We start from the raw sequence: 19,014 nt of genomic DNA on the forward strand, positions 1-19,014 counted from the left end.
CTAATCGCGAGCAAGCTCGCTCCCACCGGGGGATACAGATGTCAGTAGCCGAGGCCGGCGCGTTTCAGGTACATCCCTTCCTGCGTCATCGCGATCCGGTACTTGAGCACATCCCCGGCCTTGAGCCGGATATCCTGCGAGCCCGGCGCGAGCATGCCCGGATTGCAACCCGGCACCTGACCCGGGAGCAATTTGAGGCGCAGCGAGACGTTGCCGGGCGGCAAGTTGAACGAGGTGCTCTGCTCCTGAAACAGCCGCGCCGCCAGTTGATCGTGAATGTACACACCGATTTCGCAACTGGTCGCGACTTCCAGGCGCTCGCGGGAAATGATCAGCACGCCATAATCCTGACTGGCAGCATTGACCGAAGGCACGGCGGCGAAAAGGCTGAGAAAGCCAAACAGGCTGAAAACCGACCAGCGCATGGCTGAATCTCCTGAGTTCGAGTCATTGATGGACGCAGCTTGGCCGAGCCCGGCGCCGATTGCCAGCCCGGCAGCTAACGTCAGAACTTGACCTTGCCATGGTGGCAAGCCCGAAACTGGGTTCAATCCCGGAAAAGGAGTCATCCCATGCAAGTGTTCAACGTTGAAGGCATGTCTTGTGGTCACTGCGTCAAGGCCATCACCCAGGCGGTCCAGGCCAGAGACCCGGCGGCCAGTGTGCGGGTCGATCTGGCGAGCAGGGAGGTTGGCGTCGAAAGTACATTGACCGCTCAGCAAGTGATCGAGGCAATCAGCGAAGAGGGTTATGGCGTCAAGCTGGCCTGATTTTGATAGTTAGCGAGCTACCGGAATGTTCAAGGCGTCCATGCGCGGCTAGACTGTCGGGCTGCCGACTACTGCCCCACTGGATGCCTGATGAACTTTCGTACCATTCTGATTCTCGGCGCCCTGAGCGCTTTCGGTCCGCTGGCGATCGATTTCTATCTGCCGGCCTTTCCGGCCATGGCACTGGCCTTCGGGACGGACGAAAATCACGTTCAGATGACGTTGGCGGCGTACTTCCTCGGGCTGTCCATCGGTCAACTGGCCTATGGCCCGGTGGCGGATCGTTTCGGGCGACGCATTCCATTGCTCACTGGTGTCGGCTTGTTTACCGTCGCCTCCGTGGCATGTGCCTATGCACCGAACCTGGAATGGCTGATCGGTGCGCGTTTCGTCCAGGCCTTGGGCGGCTGCGCCGGGATGGTGATTTCCCGGGCGGTGGTCAGCGACAAATGTGATGCGGTGGGTTCGGCGAAAGTCTTTTCGCAGCTGATGCTGGTGATGGGGCTTGCCCCCATCCTCGCGCCGTTGCTGGGTGGCTTATTGGTCAACACGACAGGCTGGCAGTCGATCTTCCTGGCCCTGACCGGATTCAGTGCACTGGCGGGGCTGGCGGTTGCGACGGGATTGCCGGAAAGCTTGCCGGCCCACATACCGCGTCAACCGCTGTCGGGTGCGCTGCGTCAGTACGGCCGGTTGCTGGCCGACCCCGTATTTCTTGGCCATGCCTTGACCGGGGGCATCGCCATCGCCGGGATGTTTGCCTACATTGCCGGTTCTCCCTTCATCATTATCAAGCTCTACGGCGTTCCGGCCGAGCACTTTGGCTGGCTGTTCGGCACCAATGCCGCGGGCTTCATTCTGGTGGCACAGGTCAATGCGCGGTTGCTGGCCAAGCGTGGTCCGGCCTTCTTGCTGGCGCGCGCAGTGTGGGTTTACCTGGCGGCCGGCGTGACGCTGCTCGCGGTCAGCTCCCTGCACACCGCACAACTGTGGCCGCTGCTGATTCCATTGTTCATCTGCATCGCCAGCCTCGGTTGCATCAGCCCCAACGCCGCGGCCTGCGCGATGAGCGGGCAGGGTGGACGGGCTGGCAGTGCGTCGGCGCTACTCGGTTGCCTGCAATTCAGCGTGGCTGCCGGTGCCTCTGCGCTGGTGGGGGTGCTGCACGACGGCAGCGCCGTGCCGATGGCCATGGTCATCAGCCTGTGTGGAATTCTGGTGGTGAGTGCGGCGATGCTCACCCGGCGTTTGCAAAATGCCCGGGCGCTAGCGCAAACCCAGGTTTGAAGCCGGAATCAGCCGGCTGCACGCTGCGGGTGGAGGACGGGAATCTGGTGAGGGGCCTGGATGCGGGCTTCGAGGGTACGCGTGAAAGCGCGAGCTTCTGCTTCGCTGCGGAACGTCACGGCATGTTGATCAAGGCGAACTTGCCACTGGGACTTTGCCAGTTCTTTTATCAGGATCTTCATAGCTGAACTCCTATCGTAAAAGACGTCTCGTAAAAGATGTCTCGAAAAAGACGTTACGCAAAAGACTGCCTCGCAGGAGATTCGATTGTAGTCCCGAATACGAGCACCATTGTGACAAGGGGCAACTGTCGGACTGACGGTTTGTAACTAAAAAAAACACGACTTTTCGATGGCGCCCACGGGGGGTTGTCTGCGACCCGGACGCCCCGGTCGCAGACAAAAAAACGCGGCAGACTGATGAAATCAGCGATGGTTTTTTTCAGCGTTTCAGAACCCTTCCAGCACAATCTTGCCCTTGGCTTTGCCGCTCTCCAGCAGGGCATGGGCACGGCGCAAATTGGTCGCATTGATCGTGCCGAAGTGTTCGCCCATGGTGGTTTTCAGGGTTCCGGCATCGATCAGCCTGGCGACGCGATTGAGCAGGTTGTGCTGCTCGATCATGTCCGGGGTTTCAAACAGCGAACGGGTGTACATGAACTCCCAGTGCAGTGACAGGCTCTTGCGTTTGAGCTTGGTCACGTCCAGCGACTTGGGGTCATCGATCAGCGCCAGTTTGCCTTGCGGTGCCAATGCCTCGACCAGTTGATCCAGGTGCTGGTCGGTCTGGGTCAGACTGGCGACGTGGGTGACCTGATCCACGCCGGCCCGCTTGAGTGCTTCGCTCAGTGGCTGGCCATGGTCGATCACCAGATCGGCGCCCAGTTCCTTCACCCAGCTTTGGGTCTGCGGACGCGAAGCGGTGCCGATGACTTCAAGGGCAGTCAGTTGCTTAGCCAGTTGCGTAAGAATCGAGCCCACGCCACCCGCCGCGCCGACGATCAACAGGCTCTGGCCTTCATCGGTTTTGCCTTCGCGCACTCGCAGGCGTTCGAACAACAGTTCCCACGCCGTGATCGCAGTGAGCGGCAGGGCAGCGGCCTCGGCGAAACCGAGGGTCTTGGGCATGTGGCCGACGATGCGCTCGTCCACCACATGCAATTCGCTGTTGCCGCCGGCACGCGCAATGGAGCCGGCGTAATACACCTTGTCGCCGGCCTTGAACAGCTTCACTTCACTGCCCACCGCCTTGACCACGCCGGCCACGTCCCAACCCAGCACCTTGGCCGCGCCGCCTTCGGGCTGGACGCTCTGGCGCACCTTGGTGTCCACCGGGTTGACCGAGATGGCTTTGACCTCCACCAGCAAGTCGCGGGGGCCGGCAACCGGTTCTGGCAGTTCGATGTCTTGCAGAGCCTTGTCGTCACCGATCGGCAACGAGGCGTAGTAGGCAATGGCTTTCATGGGCGACTCCTGAACACTAATAAAGAATAGATTCGATAGGGGAGATGATTGGCTATTTCTCCTGAAGATAAAACCGGCTAAAAGAGCAGTCTCTTTCAATATTTTTTTGATAATCGGTGCTCTCGATGCTGCGTTTCGATGACTTGCAGTTGTTTGTCCGGGCGGCGGACCTGGGCAGTCTGTCCGCCGCCGCGCGGGGCATGGACATGTCGGCGGCAGTGGCCAGTGCGGCGCTCAAGCGCATCGAACAGCAACTCGGCGCCCGTTTACTGGCCCGTTCGACCCGAAGCCTGCGTCTGACCGCCGAAGGCGAGGGTTTTCTCGAATACGCCCGCGCGGCCTTGAGCAATCTCGACGAGGGACGGCGATTGCTGGCCCGTGGTCAGGACCAGGTCAGTGGGGTTCTGCAGTTGTCGGCGCCATCGGACTTTGGCCGCAATCTGCTACTGCCCTGGCTCGACGAGTTTCAACGCGAGCATCCGAAACTGACCGTGCGCCTGCTGCTGGGGGACCGCATCGCCGACCTGTTTCGCCAACCGGTAGACATTGCCCTGCGCTACGGTGAGCCGGAGGACTCCAGCCTGGTGGCGCTGCCCATCGCCCCGCAGAACCGCCGGGTGTTGTGCGCCGCTCCCGGCTATCTGGCACGTCATGGCGAGCCGCGGCATCTGGAGCAACTGGCTCAACACAATTGCCTGTTGTACATGCTTGGCAGCCGGGTCCACGATCACTGGAGTTTTCACGACGGCAAACGCGAAGTCAGCCTGACCGTCAGCGGCGACCGCTTCAGTGACGATGCCGATGTCGTGCGCCTTTGGGCCGTGGCAGGTGCCGGGATCGCTTATAAATCCTGGCTCGATGTCGCCGCCGATGTACTGGCCGGCCGCTTGAAGGTGCTGATGCCGGAGCTGCTCTGCGAGCGCGCACCGCTGAATCTATTGTGCGCCCATCGCGCACAACTGAGTAAGCCGGTGAACCTTCTGCGGGAAATGCTTGCCAGCCGCTGCGCCGTTTTGAGTAGTCAATTTCCGGGCTTTTCGGATATCGATCATTAGTCGCACAAAAAAAGAGAAATTTCTCTCAGGAGCGATCAGCACCTATGCCGGGCGGAGGACAGGATCCGACGAGCAACCCGCATATACTAGCGCCCTCATCAAATAAGTAGCGTCGAACCACCCATGGCGGGTCCACGTTCGGGTCGGCCCGACTGCATGGTCATCCGTCCGGCCTTCGCGGCATCGGCCAGGCAGCACTAAAGAGTGAGCAATGCGTTGCCGGGTTGATGGCAGTTTCCACGAATTGGCCGGCGACACATTACCGGTCAAGATGTTTCTGGGCAGTAGACGAAACGATTCAACAGGGAGTGAATACATGGAACATGCACCTTGCATCAGCCAGATCGCCACATTGCTGGCTGACCCAAAGCGCAGCGCAATGATGTGGGCCTTGATGGATGGTTCGGCACGAGCAACCGAAGAGTTGGCATTGCTGGCCGGCCTGTCACAGTCTTCGGCCAGTGCACACCTGGGACGTTTGTCCGCTGGAGGCCTGTTGAGGGTTGAAACCCGCGGCCGCAAACGCTTCTTCCGCCTGGCCGCTCCCGAGGTCGGGGCGGCAATCGAAGCACTGGCCAGCGCGACCTTCGCCAGCGCACCCCAGGATGTTCCCGATGTATTCAAGCGCAATGCGCCTCTCGTCAAACCCCGGGCGGTGCGTTCGTCATTGCTGAGTGCCCGGCTGTGCGACGATCACTTGGGGGGTACCCTGTCCGCCGATCTGTATCAGCGACTGGTGGAGGCAGGCTGGATCGAACATTTTGATCAGCGGGTCACGGTCACGCTCAAGGGCGCGGCGGAGTTGGCGGCACGGGGAGTGTTCATCCAGGCGCTGGCCCATCACAACGGCAGGGTTGCCTGCGCGTGCCCCGACTGGAGCGAAAGACGCCCGCACATGGGCGGCTCACTGGGCGCGGCATTGTTGCAGCTGTTCATGCAGTCGGGGTGGCTGAGTTTTCACAGCGATTCCCGAGCCTTGCAGGTGACAGCCTCCGGGCAACGGGAAATTCATCGTTTCGCCAGTGAGACCGAGCTGGAAATGGCGCTGTAGGAGCCGGCTTGCCGGCGATGGCGACCGTGATGGCCTTATCGCTGGCAAGCCAGCTCCTACAGGGTTTGCGTTTGCCTTCAGGGCTTTACCAACCGCGCATCGAGGCTGTTCTGCGCCAGGCGTCTGGCCTGGTCCTGGGTCATGCCCAGGTGGGTGTGCAGTGCATGGAAGTTCTCGGTGACATAACCACCGAAGTACGCTGGATCATCGGAGTTCACGGTCACTTTCACGCCGCGTTCCAGCATGTCGAGAATGTTGTGCTGCGACATGTGATCGAACACGCAAAGTTTGGTGTTCGACAGCGGGCACACGGTCAGCGGGATCTGCTCATCGATGATTCGCTGCATCAGACGCTCGTCTTCGATGGCGCGCACGCCATGGTCGATGCGCTGGATTTTCAGCAGGTCGATGGCTTCCCAGATGTACTCGGGCGGGCCTTCTTCACCGGCGTGGGCGACGGTCAGGAAGCCTTCGTGACGGGCACGGTCGAACACGCGCTGGAACTTGCTCGGCGGGTGGCCCATCTCGGAGCTGTCCAGACCCACGGCGACGAACGCATCACGGAACGGCAGCGCCTGGTCGAGGGTTTTCTGGGCCTCGTCTTCGCTCAGATGGCGCAGGAAGCTCAGGATCAAACCACTGGTGATACCCAGTTGCTGCTCGCCATCTTTCAGTGCGGCGGCGATGCCGTTGAGCACGACTTCGAACGGGATGCCACGGTCGGTGTGGGTCTGCGGGTCGAAGAACGGTTCGGTGTGAATAACGTTCTGCTCTTTGCAGCGCAGCAGATACGCCCAGGTCAGGTCATAGAAATCCTGGGACGTGCGCAGCACATCGGCGCCCCGGTAATACAGGTCGAGGAATTCCTGCAGGTTGTTGAAGGCATACGCCTTGCGCAAGGTTTCGACGTCGTTCCATGGCAAGGCAATCTTGTTGCGCTCAGCCAGGGCGAACAACAACTCGGGCTCCAGCGAGCCTTCCAGGTGCAGGTGCAGTTCTGCCTTGGGCAGGGCGTTCAGCCAGTCGTACATGATTCTTTTCTCATCAGGTGCAATGGTCGCCATTCTACAGAGGGTTTCCGCAACAATTGGTAAAACCTGACCAGGCGGTTCACCACAGCGCTTCCGGTTCCCGTCGCGGAGCCCAATCGGTGACGATGGAGGTCAGCGCCATTTTCGGTCCGATGTACGCCATGTCCGAAGCGTAGCCCACGGCGTACACGCCGCGACGCTCGGCGGCCTGGATCGGTGCGGGGTTGTATTTGTTCAAGGCCAGCTGGATGGCGTTGATGTCGCGGATCATTTCCGGGATCAGGAACGAGGCGACGAAGCCGAATTTCGGAGGGGTGTTGGCAATGGCAGTCAGGCTGGCGCTCAGGCCGATGGTCACCGCAATGGCGCAGAGCAGCTTCTTCAACGGAGGGTTGTGCATGAATTCGGACTCCATTTTGTCGTGAGGTTGGCTGGGCTCTTTGGCTTGCACAGGGCAATGCAAACGGCTGACCAACAGGACAACAAGAACTTGAAGTCGCGGTGATGCCCTCGCGAGCAGGCTCGCTCCCACAAAAGCACCGCGGTCTCTATGGGAGCGAGCCTGCTCGCGACAGGTCGGTGAAGTGCGATAAAAGTGCATGGCGCTGCACAGCTGCCACCCACTGGTGCGCTAAGGCAAAACGAAACGTTAGCGTCACCCCATGGTTTTAATCGGTGTGGTGTCAGACGCCTGCGATAAGCTGCCGTGCCGCCTGGCTGTGATCAGCGATCAACCCCTTCAAGTCCAGCCCCTCGACCTGCCCGTCTATCACTCGCCACTTGCCGCCGACCATCACCCGATCCGCACGGTCGGCGCCGCACAGCAGCAGTGCCGAGACTGGATCATGACTGCCGGAGAAGCGCAGTTCGTCGAGCTTGAACAGGGCCAGGTCGGCCTGCTTGCCCACGGCCAGTTCACCGATATCGGTACGTCCCAACAGACTGGCCGAACCTTTGGTCGCCCAGCCGAGTACGCGTTCCGGAGTGATCTTCTCGGCGCCATAGCGCAGGCGCTGGATGTACAGGGCCTGACGTGCTTCGAGCATCATGTTCGAGGCATCGTTGGACGCCGAACCGTCCACGCCCAAGCCAAGCAAGGCACCGGCATCGGTCAGCTCGATGCTTGGGCAGATGCCCGAGGCCAGGCGCATGTTCGAACTCGGGCAATGGCAAATACCGGTGCCGGCGGCACCGAGGCGGGCGATTTCATCCGGGTTGAAATGGATGCCGTGGGCCAGCCAGGTACGCGGGCCGAGCCAGCCAACACTGTCCAGATAGTCCACGGTGCGCAGGCCGAAGCGTTGCAGGCAGAACTCTTCTTCGTCGAGGGTTTCCGCCAGGTGGGTGTGCAGGCGTACGTCGAGTCTGTTCGCCAGTTCGGCACTGGCCGACATGATTTGCGGCGTCACCGAAAACGGCGAGCACGGTGCCAGGGCGATCTGGATTTGCGCGCCATCACCGCGTTCGTGGTACTCGGCTATCAGTCGCTGGCTATCGGCGAGGATCACTTCGCCTTCCTGCACGGTCTGTTGCGGCGGCAGGCCACCGTCCTTTTCGCCAAGGCTCATGGAACCGCGGGTGAGCATGGCGCGCATGCCCAGTTCGCGAACGCTCTCGACCTGCACGTCGATGGCATTTTCCAGGCCTTCCGGGAACAGGTAGTGATGGTCGGCCGCGGTGGTGCAGCCGGACAGCAGCAACTCAGCCAGCGCGACTTTGGTGGCGAGGGCGAGTTTTTCCGGGGTCAGGCGTGCCCAGACCGGGTACAGGGTTTTCAGCCACGGGAACAGCGGCTGATTGACCACCGGTGCCCAGGCGCGGGTCAGGGTCTGATAGAAGTGATGATGGGTGTTGATCAGGCCCGGCAGGATCACATGCTCGCGGGCATCGAACACTTCATTGCAGGGGGTGGACGGTTGCTGGCCTGCGCCCAGCACTTCGACGATCAAGCCGTCTTGCAGCACCAGACCGCCACGGGCATCGAGACCGTTGGCTGTGAAAATGGCGAGGGGATTTTTTAACCAGGTACGGGTCGCAGGCATGTTGGCCGGCTCCTCTGAAAGTTGGGTTCAGGGTTGCCAGCTCAGTGTTGCCCTGTCTGCTGATCCAGGGTCGCCGGGGAGGCGAGGTGCGAAGTGTCAAACAAAACGTTGCCGGGGGCAAGCCCGGCCCGACAGGACAACCCATAACCCTGTGGGAGCGGGCCTGCTCGCGAAAGCGGTGTGTCAGGCACATACCTGTCGACTGATACGACGCCTTCGCGAGCAAGCCCGCTCCCACATTTAGATTTGGGGTATTACCAGGGAATGGTCTCACCCCGGTAATTGATGAAATGATGTCCGCCCTTGCCGACATACGCATTGACCTGATCAACCAGGCCACGGGTGCTGGTTTCGACGTCGATGTCCGCGCCTTCGCCGCCCATGTCGGTTTTCACCCAGCCCGGGTGTAGCGACAGCACGGTGAGGCTGGTTTCGCCCAATTGCGTTACGAAGCTGTTGGTCATCGAGTTCAGCGCCGCCTTGCTGGCCTTGTACAGTGCCAATTCCGGTGCATCGGGCATCGTCACGCTGCCCAGCACCGAGCTCATGAACGCCAGCACGCCGGTGTCCGGGCGGATATGCTCGACAAAATGCTGGGCCAGGTTGATCGGCGCCACGGCATTGGTGAAAAACAGCTGGCCGACTTCGGCCATCGTCGCACCACCGTTCGGTGTCTGGACATCCGGCCCTTTGACCCCGGCATTGACGAACAACAGGTCAAACACATCGCCCTTGAGTTGTTGGCTCAGGGCGGACACCGCTTGCTGATCGTCCATGTCGAGCGTTTCGATCCGCACCTTGCCCAGGGCCTGCAAGGCTTCGGTTTTTTGCGGATTGCGCACGGTGGCGGTGACTTGCCAGCCATCGGCCAACAGGGTTTTGACCAGCCCGAGGCCAAGCCCCCGGGAGGCGCCGATGATGAGTGCGGTTTTTGCCTTGGACATGAGTGGCTTCCTTGAAAATTCAGAGTCGTGGATTCAATGGACACTGTTGCCCGAGCCGTTGTTGCAACTCATCGCGCAGTGCGCCGAGTTCGGTCATGCGGGCTTCGATCAGTTTGAGTTTGTCTTGCAGCAGTTGCGTGACGGCCGCGTCGGGATCGGGCGACTGCCAGATTGCAGTGACGCTGTTGCCGATCTCGCCGAGGGTAAAGCCCAGCCGTTGAGCGGTCTTGATGTACTGCACCAGTTGCACCATGTCTGGCGGATAGTCGCGATACCCGTTGGCGCTGCGTTGCGCCGCGATCAACCCGCGCTGCTCGTAGAAACGCAGCGTGTCGCGGCTGACGGCGCTGGCCTGGGCTAATTCACCGATGCGCATCATGACCTCTCGAAGGGGGCTTGACCCTGGAGCATACTCCAGGCTTTAGCCTTGTTGCTCCCTGAATTGATGGAGCAATGTCGATGTGGACTGCAACGCAATATCGCCGCCTGGTGCAAGGCAGTGCCTGGTACGACCTGATCGTGACGGTCGCGTTTGTCACGCCGTGGAGTTTTGCGGCACTGCATGGGATTTTGACTAACGTGAGCCAGGCATTGAATTTACCCGGTGAGCTGCCGCCGTTCGAACCGCTGCACATGCTGATGGCGAATCTGCTGGGTTCGATTGTCTGCGTGTGGGCGGTGTTGCGGATTCGTGATCCGCAGCAGATTTTCGGACGGTATGACGCCGTGGCCAGATTCCTGTTCTCGGCTTGGCAGGCTTATGCACTTGCCCATGGCGCGAGTTCGTTGTTGGTGGTTTTCCTGGTGTTTGAATTGGCGTGGGGCGCAGTTCAGGCGCTGCCTGTTCGGACGCCTTCGCGAGCAGGCTCGCTCCCACATTTGACCGGGTTCACACCCATCCAGCGTGGGCCGAGGCATTGAGTGCGCCGCTTTCAAATGTGTCGCACGGAGCCGGGCACCACAGGGGGGCAGTGCCGAGAATCAAGCCCTGATTTTGCTCGTACGGTTTTGATCAAAAAATGAGCAAATGACCACGAGCCGTGTTGTACACGGCTCGGCGACGGCCATGAACGGGTTATCCACAGATTGCTCCACAGTATTTGTGCGCAAGCCCAAAGCATGGGCATAAGCACTGAGTGGCTTTCTTCTAAAGGCGATAAACCGATGTAACTGTTTGTTTTTATTTGAATTTACTCTGCTTGATGGCAGATTGGACGAAAATTGAGCAAAGTCCGCAAAGCCGCATGACAGAAGGGTTACAGCCGTATGTGCTCAGGTTATCCACAGCCGGGTGCACAGCAGATGTGGGCAAGTATGGAATAAGTGAAAAAGCGCTGTGCCCCAAAAGATTGCAGCCTGGGCCGGAGCTTTTTAGCGCTGCAACAAAATACGCCCGCGACTCAAATCGGCCAGTTGTAATTGCAAGGTGTCGATTTGCACATCACCCACGGCCAACTGCAACTCGACACCGTTGGCGGTGAAGGTTTCCTCCACAACTAATCCACCTGCCTCCGCCACCCGCAGCTTGACCAGGGCCAACTCGGCAAACCCACAAGCGCAACGCAGCGGCACCCGGCTGATCAATTCGATCTTTGGCGCCGCTTGCAGGCATTTGTTCGCACCACCGCCATAGGCCCGGGCGAGCCCGCCGGTACCCAGTTGGATGCCGCCATACCAGCGAATCACCAGCACCGCGACCTGATCGCAATCCTGTGCCTCTATCGCCGCCAGAATCGGTCGGCCGGCCGTACCGCCGGGCTCGCCATCATCGGTGCTGCGATATTGATCGCCGAGCTTCCACGCCCAGCAGTTGTGCGAGGCATTCAAGTCACTGTGCTGTTCAATGAATGCCTGGGCTTCGGCCGGGCTGGAGATGGGCGCGGCAAAGGTGATGAAGCGGCTCTTGCGAATCTCTTCGCGGTGTTCGCAAAAACCGCTGAGGGTAAAAGGCATAAGAACTTAAATTGTCGGTGTCAGGCCGCAGCCCTTGAGAATGATGCGGATCAGGTTGTCCCCGGCGTCTTCCATGTCCTGCATGGTCAACCGGGTGCGCCCGGTGACACGGCAGATCTGCGTGGCGAAGTCGGCGTAGTGCTGGGTGCTGCCCCACAACAGGAAGATCAGGTGCACCGGATCGACCGGGTCCATTTTACCGGCGTCGATCCAGGCCTGGAACACACCCGCACGGCCCTGGAACCAGGCGCGATAATCCTGGTTGAAATACTCGGTCAGGCATTCGCCGCCGCTGATGACTTCCATGGCAAAGATCCGCGAGGCTTGCGGCTGGCGTCGGGAGAACTCCATTTTCGCGCGGATATAGCGGGTCAAGGCTTCGGCCGGATCGTCCTCGGCGGTGAGGGTGTTGAAGGTGCTGTCCCACAGTTCGATGATGTTGCTCAGCACCGCCACGTACAAACCGAGCTTGTTGGTGAAGTAATAATGCAGGTTGGCCTTGGGCAGCCCGGCGTTCTGGGCGATGGTGTTCATGCTCGTGCCTTTGTACCCGTGACGGGCGAACTCGTCTTCGGCGGCTTTGATGATGGTCTCTTCGTTTTTCTGACGAATGCGGCTGACGGATTTTGCGCCGTGGGCTGGGACTTCAAAGGTCATAAGCACTTCCGAACGGGTGGGTGGGACGGCCATTGCGTTGATATCGTACCCACCGGCTTCAGACAAGTCCTTATGTGGCGCAATGATCATTAACGCGTCGCGGCCAGGCTCTCCAGAAAGCTCTCCAGCACCAGATGAGGTCGACGCCCCTTGCGTGTGACCGACGCCAGGCTGAGGTCATAGAAGCGCGTTTTTTCTTTCAGCGCTCGCAACCGGCCTTGCTGCACCCAAAGACTCGCGTAGTGATCCGGCAGGTAACCGATATAGCGTCCGGTCAGGATCAGGAACGCCATGCCTTCGCGGTCCGAGGCGCTGGCGGTGCAATTGAGCGCCTGGTAGTGAGCCTGGATTTCCGCCGGCAAACGGAAGGTGGGCGCGATGGCGTCCTGGCTGTTCAGGCGTTCGTCGTCCAGTTGTTTATCGTCGACATAAAACAGCGGATGGCCGACCGCGCAGTACAACAGCGATCGTTCGCTATACAGCGGTTGATATTCCAACCCCGACAGCGCGCTGGCCTGGGGCACCACGCCGACGTGCAGACGACCGTCGAGTACGCCTTGCTCGACTTCATTGGGCGCGATCATGCGGATCTGGATCTGGACATCCGGGCCGCGTTCTTTCAATTGCGCGAGGGCATGGGTGATGCGCATGTGGGGCAGGGTGACCAGGTTGTCAGTCAGGCCAATGATCAATTCGCCGCGCAAGTGCTGGTGCAGGCCATTGACCTCGGTGCGGAAGCTTTCCAGTGCACTTAACAGTTGCAACGCCGATTGATAGACCTCGCGGCCTTCTTCAGTCAGGGAAAACCCGGCACGTCCACGTTGGCACAGTCGTAAACCGAGGCGTTGCTCCAGATCGCTCATCTGCTGACTGATTGCCGAGCGACCGATGCCCAGAACGGTTTCCGCCGCGGAGAAGCCGCCGCATTCCACCACGCTGCGAAAGATCCTCAGCAGGCGAATGTCAAAGTCGCTGACCTGGGCCAGCGGATCGGGACGGCGAGTGCTCATGCTTGTTACTCGAAAGTTTAGTAGTGGGCTGACTGAACATTAGAAAAGTTGCATTTCACCGACTTTATCCCCGTGGCAATTTAGCTGCAACAACGGTTTTCAATCCTTACGCCGCTTATTGCCTTGCGAGGTTTCGCCCATGAACCAGCCTGAAAACGCCCCGACTTCCCTGGCCAGCCAGCTCAAGCTCGATGCTCACTGGATGCCTTACACCGCCAACCGCAACTTCCAGCGCGACCCGCGCCTGATCGTTGGCGCTGAGGGCAGCTGGCTGATCGACGACAAGGGGCGCAAGGTGTATGACTCGCTGTCGGGTCTGTGGACCTGTGGCGCCGGGCACACCCGCAAGGAAATCCAGGAGGCCGTGTCCAAGCAACTGGGCACCCTCGATTATTCGCCAGGCTTCCAGTACGGCCATCCGCTGTCCTTCCAGCTGGCCGAGAAAATCACCGACCTGACCCCGGGTAACCTGAACCACGTGTTCTTCACCGACTCGGGCTCCGAGTGCGCTGACACTGCGGTGAAGATGGTCCGCGCTTACTGGCGCCTGAAAGGCCAGTCGACCAAGACCAAAATGATCGGCCGTGCCCGTGGTTACCATGGCGTGAACATCGCCGGCACCAGCCTCGGTGGCGTGAATGGCAACCGCAAGCTGTTCGGTCAGGCGATGATGGACGTCGACCACCTGCCGCACACTTTGCTGGCAAGCAACGCTTACTCCCGTGGCATGCCGGAGCAGGGTGGTATCGCCTTGGCTGACGAACTGCTGAAGCTGATCGAACTGCACGATGCGTCGAACATCGCGGCGGTATTCGTCGAGCCATTGGCCGGTTCCGCTGGCGTGCTGGTTCCGCCTCAGGGTTACCTCAAGCGTCTGCGTGAAATCTGCGACCAGCACAACATCCTGCTGGTATTCGACGAAGTGATCACCGGTTTCGGCCGTACCGGCACCATGTTCGGCGCCACCACCTTCGGCGTGACCCCGGACTTGATGTGCATCGCCAAGCAAGTCACCAACGGCGCGATCCCGATGGGCGCGGTGATTGCCAGCTCCGAGATCTACCAGACCTTCATGAATCAGCCGACACCTGAATACGCGGTTGAATTTCCTCATGGCTACACCTACTCCGCGCACCCGGTGGCTTGCGCCGCGGGCCTGGCAGCGCTCGACCTGCTGCAAAAGGAAAACCTGGTGCAGAGCGTGGCCGAAGTCGCCCCGCATTTCGAAAATGCGCTGCATGGCCTCAAAGGCACCAAGAACATCATCGACATCCGCAACTTCGGCCTGGCCGGCGCGATCCAGATCGCTGCACGTGACGGCGACGCCATCGTGCGTCCGTTCGAAGCCGGCATGGCGCTGTGGAAAGCCGGGTTCTACGTGCGCTTCGGCGGCGACACCCTGCAGTTCGGCCCAACCTTCAACAGCAAGCCGCAGGACCTGGATCGCCTGTTCGACGCGGTCGGCGAAGTGCTGGGCAAGATCGACTGATTTGACACAACACCTGTAGGAGCGAGCTTGCTCGCGATGGGCGTCAACGATGACGGGGGGCTGTCTGGATGAACGCGGCGCCCTCAGCATCTTCGCGAGCAAGCTAGCTCCTACAAAAGCTATCTATATAGCAGGCACCCGTTGAAGGGCGCCTGTGGACAACTTTTCAGGAGCTTCCATGAGCGTTATTCCGCATTTGATAAATGGCGAACTGGTGACCGAGAACGGTCGCGCGGTTGATGTGTTCAACCCGTCCACCGGCCAGGCCATTCACAAGTTGCCGCTGGCGACTCGCGAAACCATTCAGAGCGCCATCGATGCTGCCAAGGCTGCGTTCCCGGCCTGGCGCAACACGCCACCGGCCAAGCGTGCCCAGGTGATGTTTCGCTTCAAGCAACTGCTGGAGCAGAACGAAGCGCGTATCGCCCAACTGATCAGCGAAGAGCACGGCAAGACCCTGGAAGATGCGGCTGGTGAACTGAAGCGCGGCATCGAGAACGTCGAGTTCGCGTGTGCAGCCCCGGAAATCCTCAAGGGCGAGTACAGCCGTAACGTCGGCCCGAATATTGATGCCTGGTCTGACTTCCAGCCGCTGGGCGTGGTTGCCGGTATCACTCCGTTCAACTTCCCGGCCATGGTGCCACTGTGGATGTACCCACTGGCGATCGTCTGTGGCAACTGCTTCATTCTCAAGCCGTCCGAGCGTGACCCGAGCTCGACGCTGCTGATCGCCCAGTTGCTGTTGGAAGCTGGTCTGCCTAAAGGCGTACTGAGTGTGGTGCACGGTGACAAGACCGCAGTGGATGCGCTGATCGAGGCGCCGGAAGTCAAAGCGCTGAGCTTTGTCGGTTCGACACCGATTGCCGAGTACATCTACTCCGAAGGCACCAAACGTGGCAAACGCGTTCAGGCCCTGGGCGGCGCGAAGAACCACGCGGTGCTGATGCCGGATGCAGACCTGGACAACGCCGTCAGCGCACTGATGGGCGCAGCATACGGTTCTTGCGGTGAGCGTTGCATGGCGATCTCGGTGGCCGTGTGCGTTGGCGATCAGGTGGCGGACGCGCTGGTGGCCAAGCTGGTACCGCAAATCCAGGCGCTGAAAATCGGCGCCGGTACTTCTTGCGGCCTGGACATGGGGCCTCTGGTCACCGGCCAGGCCCGCGACAAAGTCAGCGGTTATGTAGAAGACGGCGTAGCTGCCGGCGCGACGCTGGTCGTCGACGGCCGTGGTCTGACCGTGGCCGGTCACGAGGAAGGCTTCTTCCTGGGTGGCTGCCTGTTCGACAACGTCACGCCAGAGATGCGTATCTATAAAGAAGAGATCTTCGGGCCGGTGCTTTGCGTTGTCCGGGTCAACAGCCTGGAAGAAGCCATGCAACTGATCAACGATCACGAGTATGGCAACGGCACCTGCATCTTCACCCGCGACGGGGAAGCGGCGCGTTTGTTCTGCGACGAGATCGAAGTCGGCATGGTCGGCGTCAACGTACCGTTGCCGGTGCCGGTCGCCTATCACAGCTTTGGTGGCTGGAAGCGTTCGCTGTTCGGCGACCTGCACGCCTATGGCCCGGATGGCGTGCGTTTCTATACCCGCCGCAAAGCCATCACCCAGCGCTGGCCGCAGCGTGCTAGCCATGAAGCTTCGCAGTTCGCCTTCCCTAGCTTGTAAGTAGAAGGGCGTAGAAGGCCGACCCATTGGGTCGGCCTTTTTGTTTTCGGGGCTTTTTTGACCTATATGACAGTTTTGTGAAAATAGGTGTTGACGGCAGATTCTGGAGGCCTATAATTCGCCCCACTTCCGGCGCAGTCGAAACGAAAAACTCCTTGGAAAACAAAGAGTTATGTAGGTTTCGGCAGCAGGTTGCTTCAGGTCATCGAAGCCGAAAGGAAGTTGAAAAAGAGGTGTTGACAGCAGCGTGTAACGCTGTAGAATTCGCCTCCCGCTGACGAGAGATCGAAAGCGCAAGTGGTTGAAGTTGTTAAGGATTCCTTGAAAACTTCTGAAAAAAATCACTTGACAGCAAATGAGGCTGCTGTAGAATGCGCGCCTCGGTTGAGACGAAAGATCTTAGCCAACCGCTCTTTAACAACTGAATCAAGCAATTCGTGTGGGTGCTTGTGGAGTCAGACTGCTAGTCAACAGATTATCAGCATCACAAGTTACTCCGCGAGAAATCAAAGATGTAACCAACGATTGCTGAGCCAAGTTTAGGGTTTTCTCAAAACCCAAAGATGTTTGAACTGAAGAGTTTGATCATGGCTCAGATTGAACGCTGGCGGCAGGCCTAACACATGCAAGTCGAGCGGATGACGGGAGCTTGCTCCCGAATTCAGCGGCGGACGGGTGAGTAATGTCTAGGAATCTGCCTGGTAGTGGGGGACAACGTCTCGAAAGGGACGCTAATACCGCATACGTCCTACGGGAGAAAGCAGGGGACCTTCGGGCCTTGCGCTATCAGATGAGCCTAGGTCGGATTAGCTAGTTGGTGAGGTAATGGCTCACCAAGGCGACGATCCGTAACTGGTCTGAGAGGATGATCAGTCACACTGGAACTGAGACACGGTCCAGACTCCTACGGGAGGCAGCAGTGGGGAATATTGGACAATGGGCGAAAGCCTGATCCAGCCATGCCGCGTGTGTGAAGAAGGTCTTCGGATTGTAAAGCACTTTAAGTTGGGAGGAAGGGCATTAACCTAATACGTTAGTGTTTTGACGTTACCGACAGAATAAGCACCGGCTAACTCTGTGCCAGCAGCCGCGGTAATACAGAGGGTGCAAGCGTTAATCGGAATTACTGGGCGTAAAGCGCGCGTAGGTGGTTTGTTAAGTTGGATGTGAAAGCCCCGGGCTCAACCTGGGAACTGCATTCAAAACTGACAAGCTAGAGTATGGTAGAGGGTGGTGGAATTTCCTGTGTAGCGGTGAAATGCGTAGATATAGGAAGGAACACCAGTGGCGAAGGCGACCACCTGGACTGATACTGACACTGAGGTGCGAAAGCGTGGGGAGCAAACAGGATTAGATACCCTGGTAGTCCACGCCGTAAACGATGTCAACTAGCCGTTGGGAGCCTTGAGCTCTTAGTGGCGCAGCTAACGCATTAAGTTGACCGCCTGGGGAGTACGGCCGCAAGGTTAAAACTCAAATGAATTGACGGGGGCCCGCACAAGCGGTGGAGCATGTGGTTTAATTCGAAGCAACGCGAAGAACCTTACCAGGCCTTGACATCCAATGAACTTTCCAGAGATGGATTGGTGCCTTCGGGAACATTGAGACAGGTGCTGCATGGCTGTCGTCAGCTCGTGTCGTGAGATGTTGGGTTAAGTCCCGTAACGAGCGCAACCCTTGTCCTTAGTTACCAGCACGTTATGGTGGGCACTCTAAGGAGACTGCCGGTGACAAACCGGAGGAAGGTGGGGATGACGTCAAGTCATCATGGCCCTTACGGCCTGGGCTACACACGTGCTACAATGGTCGGTACAGAGGGTTGCCAAGCCGCGAGGTGGAGCTAATCCCATAAAACCGATCGTAGTCCGGATCGCAGTCTGCAACTCGACTGCGTGAAGTCGGAATCGCTAGTAATCGCGAATCAGAATGTCGCGGTGAATACGTTCCCGGGCCTTGTACACACCGCCCGTCACACCATGGGAGTGGGTTGCACCAGAAGTAGCTAGTCTAACCTTCGGGAGGACGGTTACCACGGTGTGATTCATGACTGGGGTGAAGTCGTAACAAGGTAGCCGTAGGGGAACCTGCGGCTGGATCACCTCCTTAATCGACGACTCAGCTGCTCCATAAGTTCCCACACGAATTGCTTGATTCATTGAAGAAGACGATAGAAGCAGCTTTAAGCTCCAAGCTGATAGCTCACGCTAACAGTTACAAGCTCGAAATTGGGTCTGTAGCTCAGTTGGTTAGAGCGCACCCCTGATAAGGGTGAGGTCGGCAGTTCGAATCTGCCCAGACCCACCAATTTTGTATGGGGCCATAGCTCAGCTGGGAGAGCGCCTGCCTTGCACGCAGGAGGTCAACGGTTCGATCCCGTTTGGCTCCACCATAAACTGCTTCACGTGTCGAAGAGTTTAGAAATGAATATTCCGCGATGAATATTGATTTCTAGTCTTTTGATTAGATCGTTCTTTAAAAATTTGGGTATGTGATAGAAAGATAGACTGAACGTTACTTTCACTGGTAACGGATCAGGCTAAGGTAAAATTTGTGAGTTGCTCTTAGAGCAAGTGCGAATTTTCGGCGAATG

17 protein-coding genes, 2 tRNA genes, 1 rRNA gene and 1 pseudogene are annotated in these 19,014 nt (G+C 59.0%); 10 read left to right on the forward strand and 11 right to left on the reverse strand.

All coding sequences use genetic code 11. The annotated features are described in order from the left end of the window. Positions 1–41: 41 nt before the first annotated feature. Positions 42–425 carry a hypothetical protein gene (locus tag AC06G5_RS03070; protein ID WP_413427966.1) on the reverse strand — a complete coding sequence of 128 codons (384 nt, stop codon included), beginning with the start codon at positions 423–425 and terminating at the stop codon, positions 42–44. A gap of 147 nt (positions 426–572) precedes the next feature. Here AC06G5_RS03070 and AC06G5_RS03075 point away from each other — a divergent pair, with 147 nt between their 5' ends. Together AC06G5_RS03075 and AC06G5_RS03080 are read left to right on the forward strand one after the other, a co-directional pair. Then, complete coding sequence (locus AC06G5_RS03075) at positions 573–770, forward strand: heavy-metal-associated domain-containing protein (RefSeq protein ID WP_413427965.1); 198 nt, start codon at positions 573–575, stop codon at positions 768–770. 90 nt (positions 771–860) lie between these two features. Further along, a complete protein-coding gene (locus AC06G5_RS03080; protein ID WP_413427964.1) occupies positions 861–2,057 on the forward strand; it encodes a multidrug effflux MFS transporter in 1,197 nt (398 codons plus the stop codon). An 8-nt stretch (positions 2,058–2,065) separates the two neighbouring features. Here AC06G5_RS03080 and AC06G5_RS03085 read toward each other — a convergent pair whose 3' ends face one another. Together AC06G5_RS03085 and AC06G5_RS03090 are read right to left on the reverse strand one after the other, a co-directional pair. Beyond that, entirely contained in the window at positions 2,066–2,239 is a 174-nt protein-coding gene (locus tag AC06G5_RS03085; protein WP_008021930.1) for a hypothetical protein, read from the reverse strand. Between the two features lie 267 nt (positions 2,240–2,506). Beyond that, positions 2,507–3,520 (reverse strand): zinc-binding alcohol dehydrogenase family protein, encoded by a 1,014-nt coding sequence (locus tag AC06G5_RS03090; RefSeq protein WP_413427963.1) that lies wholly within the window; start codon positions 3,518–3,520, stop codon positions 2,507–2,509. Between the two features lie 125 nt (positions 3,521–3,645). Between AC06G5_RS03090 and AC06G5_RS03095 the strand changes: the two genes are divergently transcribed. After that, complete coding sequence (locus AC06G5_RS03095) at positions 3,646–4,575, forward strand: LysR family transcriptional regulator (RefSeq protein ID WP_413427962.1); 930 nt, start codon at positions 3,646–3,648, stop codon at positions 4,573–4,575. A gap of 316 nt (positions 4,576–4,891) precedes the next feature. Beyond that, a complete protein-coding gene (locus AC06G5_RS03100) occupies positions 4,892–5,626 on the forward strand; it encodes an ArsR/SmtB family transcription factor (RefSeq protein ID WP_413427961.1) in 735 nt (244 codons plus the stop codon). Between the two features lie 77 nt (positions 5,627–5,703). Here AC06G5_RS03100 and AC06G5_RS03105 read toward each other — a convergent pair whose 3' ends face one another. From AC06G5_RS03105 to AC06G5_RS03125, 5 genes and pseudogenes are all read right to left on the reverse strand, one after another. After that, on the reverse strand, positions 5,704–6,657 hold the full coding sequence (locus AC06G5_RS03105) for an adenosine deaminase (protein ID WP_008021924.1): 954 nt from the start codon (positions 6,655–6,657) through the stop codon (positions 5,704–5,706). Between the two features lie 106 nt (positions 6,658–6,763). After that, positions 6,764–6,964 (reverse strand): annotated as a pseudogene (locus tag AC06G5_RS03110) (BMP family ABC transporter substrate-binding protein); the annotation flags it as partial. 376 nt (positions 6,965–7,340) lie between these two features. Next, positions 7,341–8,699, reverse strand: coding sequence for an 8-oxoguanine deaminase (locus tag AC06G5_RS03115; protein WP_413703636.1), 1,359 nt, complete (start codon positions 8,697–8,699; stop codon positions 7,341–7,343). A gap of 254 nt (positions 8,700–8,953) precedes the next feature. Then, positions 8,954–9,643, reverse strand: coding sequence for an SDR family oxidoreductase (locus tag AC06G5_RS03120; RefSeq protein WP_413703635.1), 690 nt, complete (start codon positions 9,641–9,643; stop codon positions 8,954–8,956). A gap of 19 nt (positions 9,644–9,662) precedes the next feature. Continuing rightward, positions 9,663–10,019 carry a MerR family transcriptional regulator gene (locus AC06G5_RS03125; protein WP_413427970.1) on the reverse strand — a complete coding sequence of 119 codons (357 nt, stop codon included), beginning with the start codon at positions 10,017–10,019 and terminating at the stop codon, positions 9,663–9,665. An 83-nt stretch (positions 10,020–10,102) separates the two neighbouring features. On the opposite strand from AC06G5_RS03125, the gene AC06G5_RS03130 reads away from it, so the two are divergent. Beyond that, a complete protein-coding gene (locus AC06G5_RS03130) occupies positions 10,103–10,564 on the forward strand; it encodes a hypothetical protein (RefSeq protein WP_413427958.1) in 462 nt (153 codons plus the stop codon). 450 nt (positions 10,565–11,014) lie between these two features. Here AC06G5_RS03130 and AC06G5_RS03135 read toward each other — a convergent pair whose 3' ends face one another. From AC06G5_RS03135 to AC06G5_RS03145, 3 genes are all read right to left on the reverse strand, one after another. Beyond that, a complete protein-coding gene (locus tag AC06G5_RS03135; protein WP_413427957.1) occupies positions 11,015–11,596 on the reverse strand; it encodes an IMPACT family protein in 582 nt (193 codons plus the stop codon). A 6-nt stretch (positions 11,597–11,602) separates the two neighbouring features. Continuing rightward, on the reverse strand, positions 11,603–12,253 hold the full coding sequence (locus AC06G5_RS03140) for a TetR/AcrR family transcriptional regulator (protein ID WP_413427956.1): 651 nt from the start codon (positions 12,251–12,253) through the stop codon (positions 11,603–11,605). 89 nt (positions 12,254–12,342) lie between these two features. Next, positions 12,343–13,263, reverse strand: coding sequence for a LysR family transcriptional regulator (locus tag AC06G5_RS03145; protein ID WP_150815110.1), 921 nt, complete (start codon positions 13,261–13,263; stop codon positions 12,343–12,345). 139 nt (positions 13,264–13,402) lie between these two features. On the opposite strand from AC06G5_RS03145, the gene aptA reads away from it, so the two are divergent. The 5 genes from aptA to AC06G5_RS03170 all read left to right on the forward strand — a co-directional run bounded on the left by aptA (position 13,403) and on the right by AC06G5_RS03170 (position 18,813). Continuing rightward, the gene (aptA, locus tag AC06G5_RS03150; protein WP_413703634.1) at positions 13,403–14,752 is read left to right on the forward strand and encodes an omega-aminotransferase AptA; all 1,350 of its coding nucleotides are present in this window, start codon (positions 13,403–13,405) and stop codon (positions 14,750–14,752) included. A 178-nt stretch (positions 14,753–14,930) separates the two neighbouring features. Then, positions 14,931–16,424, forward strand: coding sequence for a CoA-acylating methylmalonate-semialdehyde dehydrogenase (locus AC06G5_RS03155; protein ID WP_008021905.1), 1,494 nt, complete (start codon positions 14,931–14,933; stop codon positions 16,422–16,424). A gap of 569 nt (positions 16,425–16,993) precedes the next feature. Continuing rightward, positions 16,994–18,530: ribosomal RNA gene (locus AC06G5_RS03160) — 16S ribosomal RNA — on the forward strand. A 121-nt stretch (positions 18,531–18,651) separates the two neighbouring features. Then, positions 18,652–18,728, forward strand: a tRNA-Ile gene (locus AC06G5_RS03165). 9 nt (positions 18,729–18,737) lie between these two features. Further along, positions 18,738–18,813, forward strand: a tRNA-Ala gene (locus tag AC06G5_RS03170). Positions 18,814–19,014: the final 201 nt, after the last annotated feature.

The sequence above is a fragment of the Pseudomonas sp. WT-JTC genome (assembly GCF_056711565.1).

Bases quoted from the DNA above. Each gene is read 5' to 3' on its own strand.
- AC06G5_RS03070 (WP_413427966.1), bottom strand. From the start codon at position 425: ATGCGCTGGTCGGTTTTCAGCCTGTTTGGCTTTCTCAGCCTTTTCGCC.
- AC06G5_RS03075 (WP_413427965.1), top strand. From the start codon at position 573: ATGCAAGTGTTCAACGTTGAAGGCATGTCTTGTGGTCACTGCGTCAAG.
- AC06G5_RS03080 (WP_413427964.1), top strand. From the start codon at position 861: ATGAACTTTCGTACCATTCTGATTCTCGGCGCCCTGAGCGCTTTCGGT.
- AC06G5_RS03085 (WP_008021930.1), bottom strand. From the start codon at position 2,239: ATGAAGATCCTGATAAAAGAACTGGCAAAGTCCCAGTGGCAAGTTCGC.
- AC06G5_RS03090 (WP_413427963.1), bottom strand. From the start codon at position 3,520: ATGAAAGCCATTGCCTACTACGCCTCGTTGCCGATCGGTGACGACAAG.
- AC06G5_RS03095 (WP_413427962.1), top strand. From the start codon at position 3,646: ATGCTGCGTTTCGATGACTTGCAGTTGTTTGTCCGGGCGGCGGACCTG.
- AC06G5_RS03100 (WP_413427961.1), top strand. From the start codon at position 4,892: ATGGAACATGCACCTTGCATCAGCCAGATCGCCACATTGCTGGCTGAC.
- AC06G5_RS03105 (WP_008021924.1), bottom strand. From the start codon at position 6,657: ATGTACGACTGGCTGAACGCCCTGCCCAAGGCAGAACTGCACCTGCAC.
- AC06G5_RS03115 (WP_413703636.1), bottom strand. From the start codon at position 8,699: ATGCCTGCGACCCGTACCTGGTTAAAAAATCCCCTCGCCATTTTCACA.
- AC06G5_RS03120 (WP_413703635.1), bottom strand. From the start codon at position 9,643: ATGTCCAAGGCAAAAACCGCACTCATCATCGGCGCCTCCCGGGGGCTT.
- AC06G5_RS03125 (WP_413427970.1), bottom strand. From the start codon at position 10,019: ATGCGCATCGGTGAATTAGCCCAGGCCAGCGCCGTCAGCCGCGACACG.
- AC06G5_RS03130 (WP_413427958.1), top strand. From the start codon at position 10,103: ATGTGGACTGCAACGCAATATCGCCGCCTGGTGCAAGGCAGTGCCTGG.
- AC06G5_RS03135 (WP_413427957.1), bottom strand. From the start codon at position 11,596: ATGCCTTTTACCCTCAGCGGTTTTTGCGAACACCGCGAAGAGATTCGC.
- AC06G5_RS03140 (WP_413427956.1), bottom strand. From the start codon at position 12,253: ATGACCTTTGAAGTCCCAGCCCACGGCGCAAAATCCGTCAGCCGCATT.
- AC06G5_RS03145 (WP_150815110.1), bottom strand. From the start codon at position 13,263: ATGAGCACTCGCCGTCCCGATCCGCTGGCCCAGGTCAGCGACTTTGAC.
- aptA (WP_413703634.1), top strand. From the start codon at position 13,403: ATGAACCAGCCTGAAAACGCCCCGACTTCCCTGGCCAGCCAGCTCAAG.
- AC06G5_RS03155 (WP_008021905.1), top strand. From the start codon at position 14,931: ATGAGCGTTATTCCGCATTTGATAAATGGCGAACTGGTGACCGAGAAC.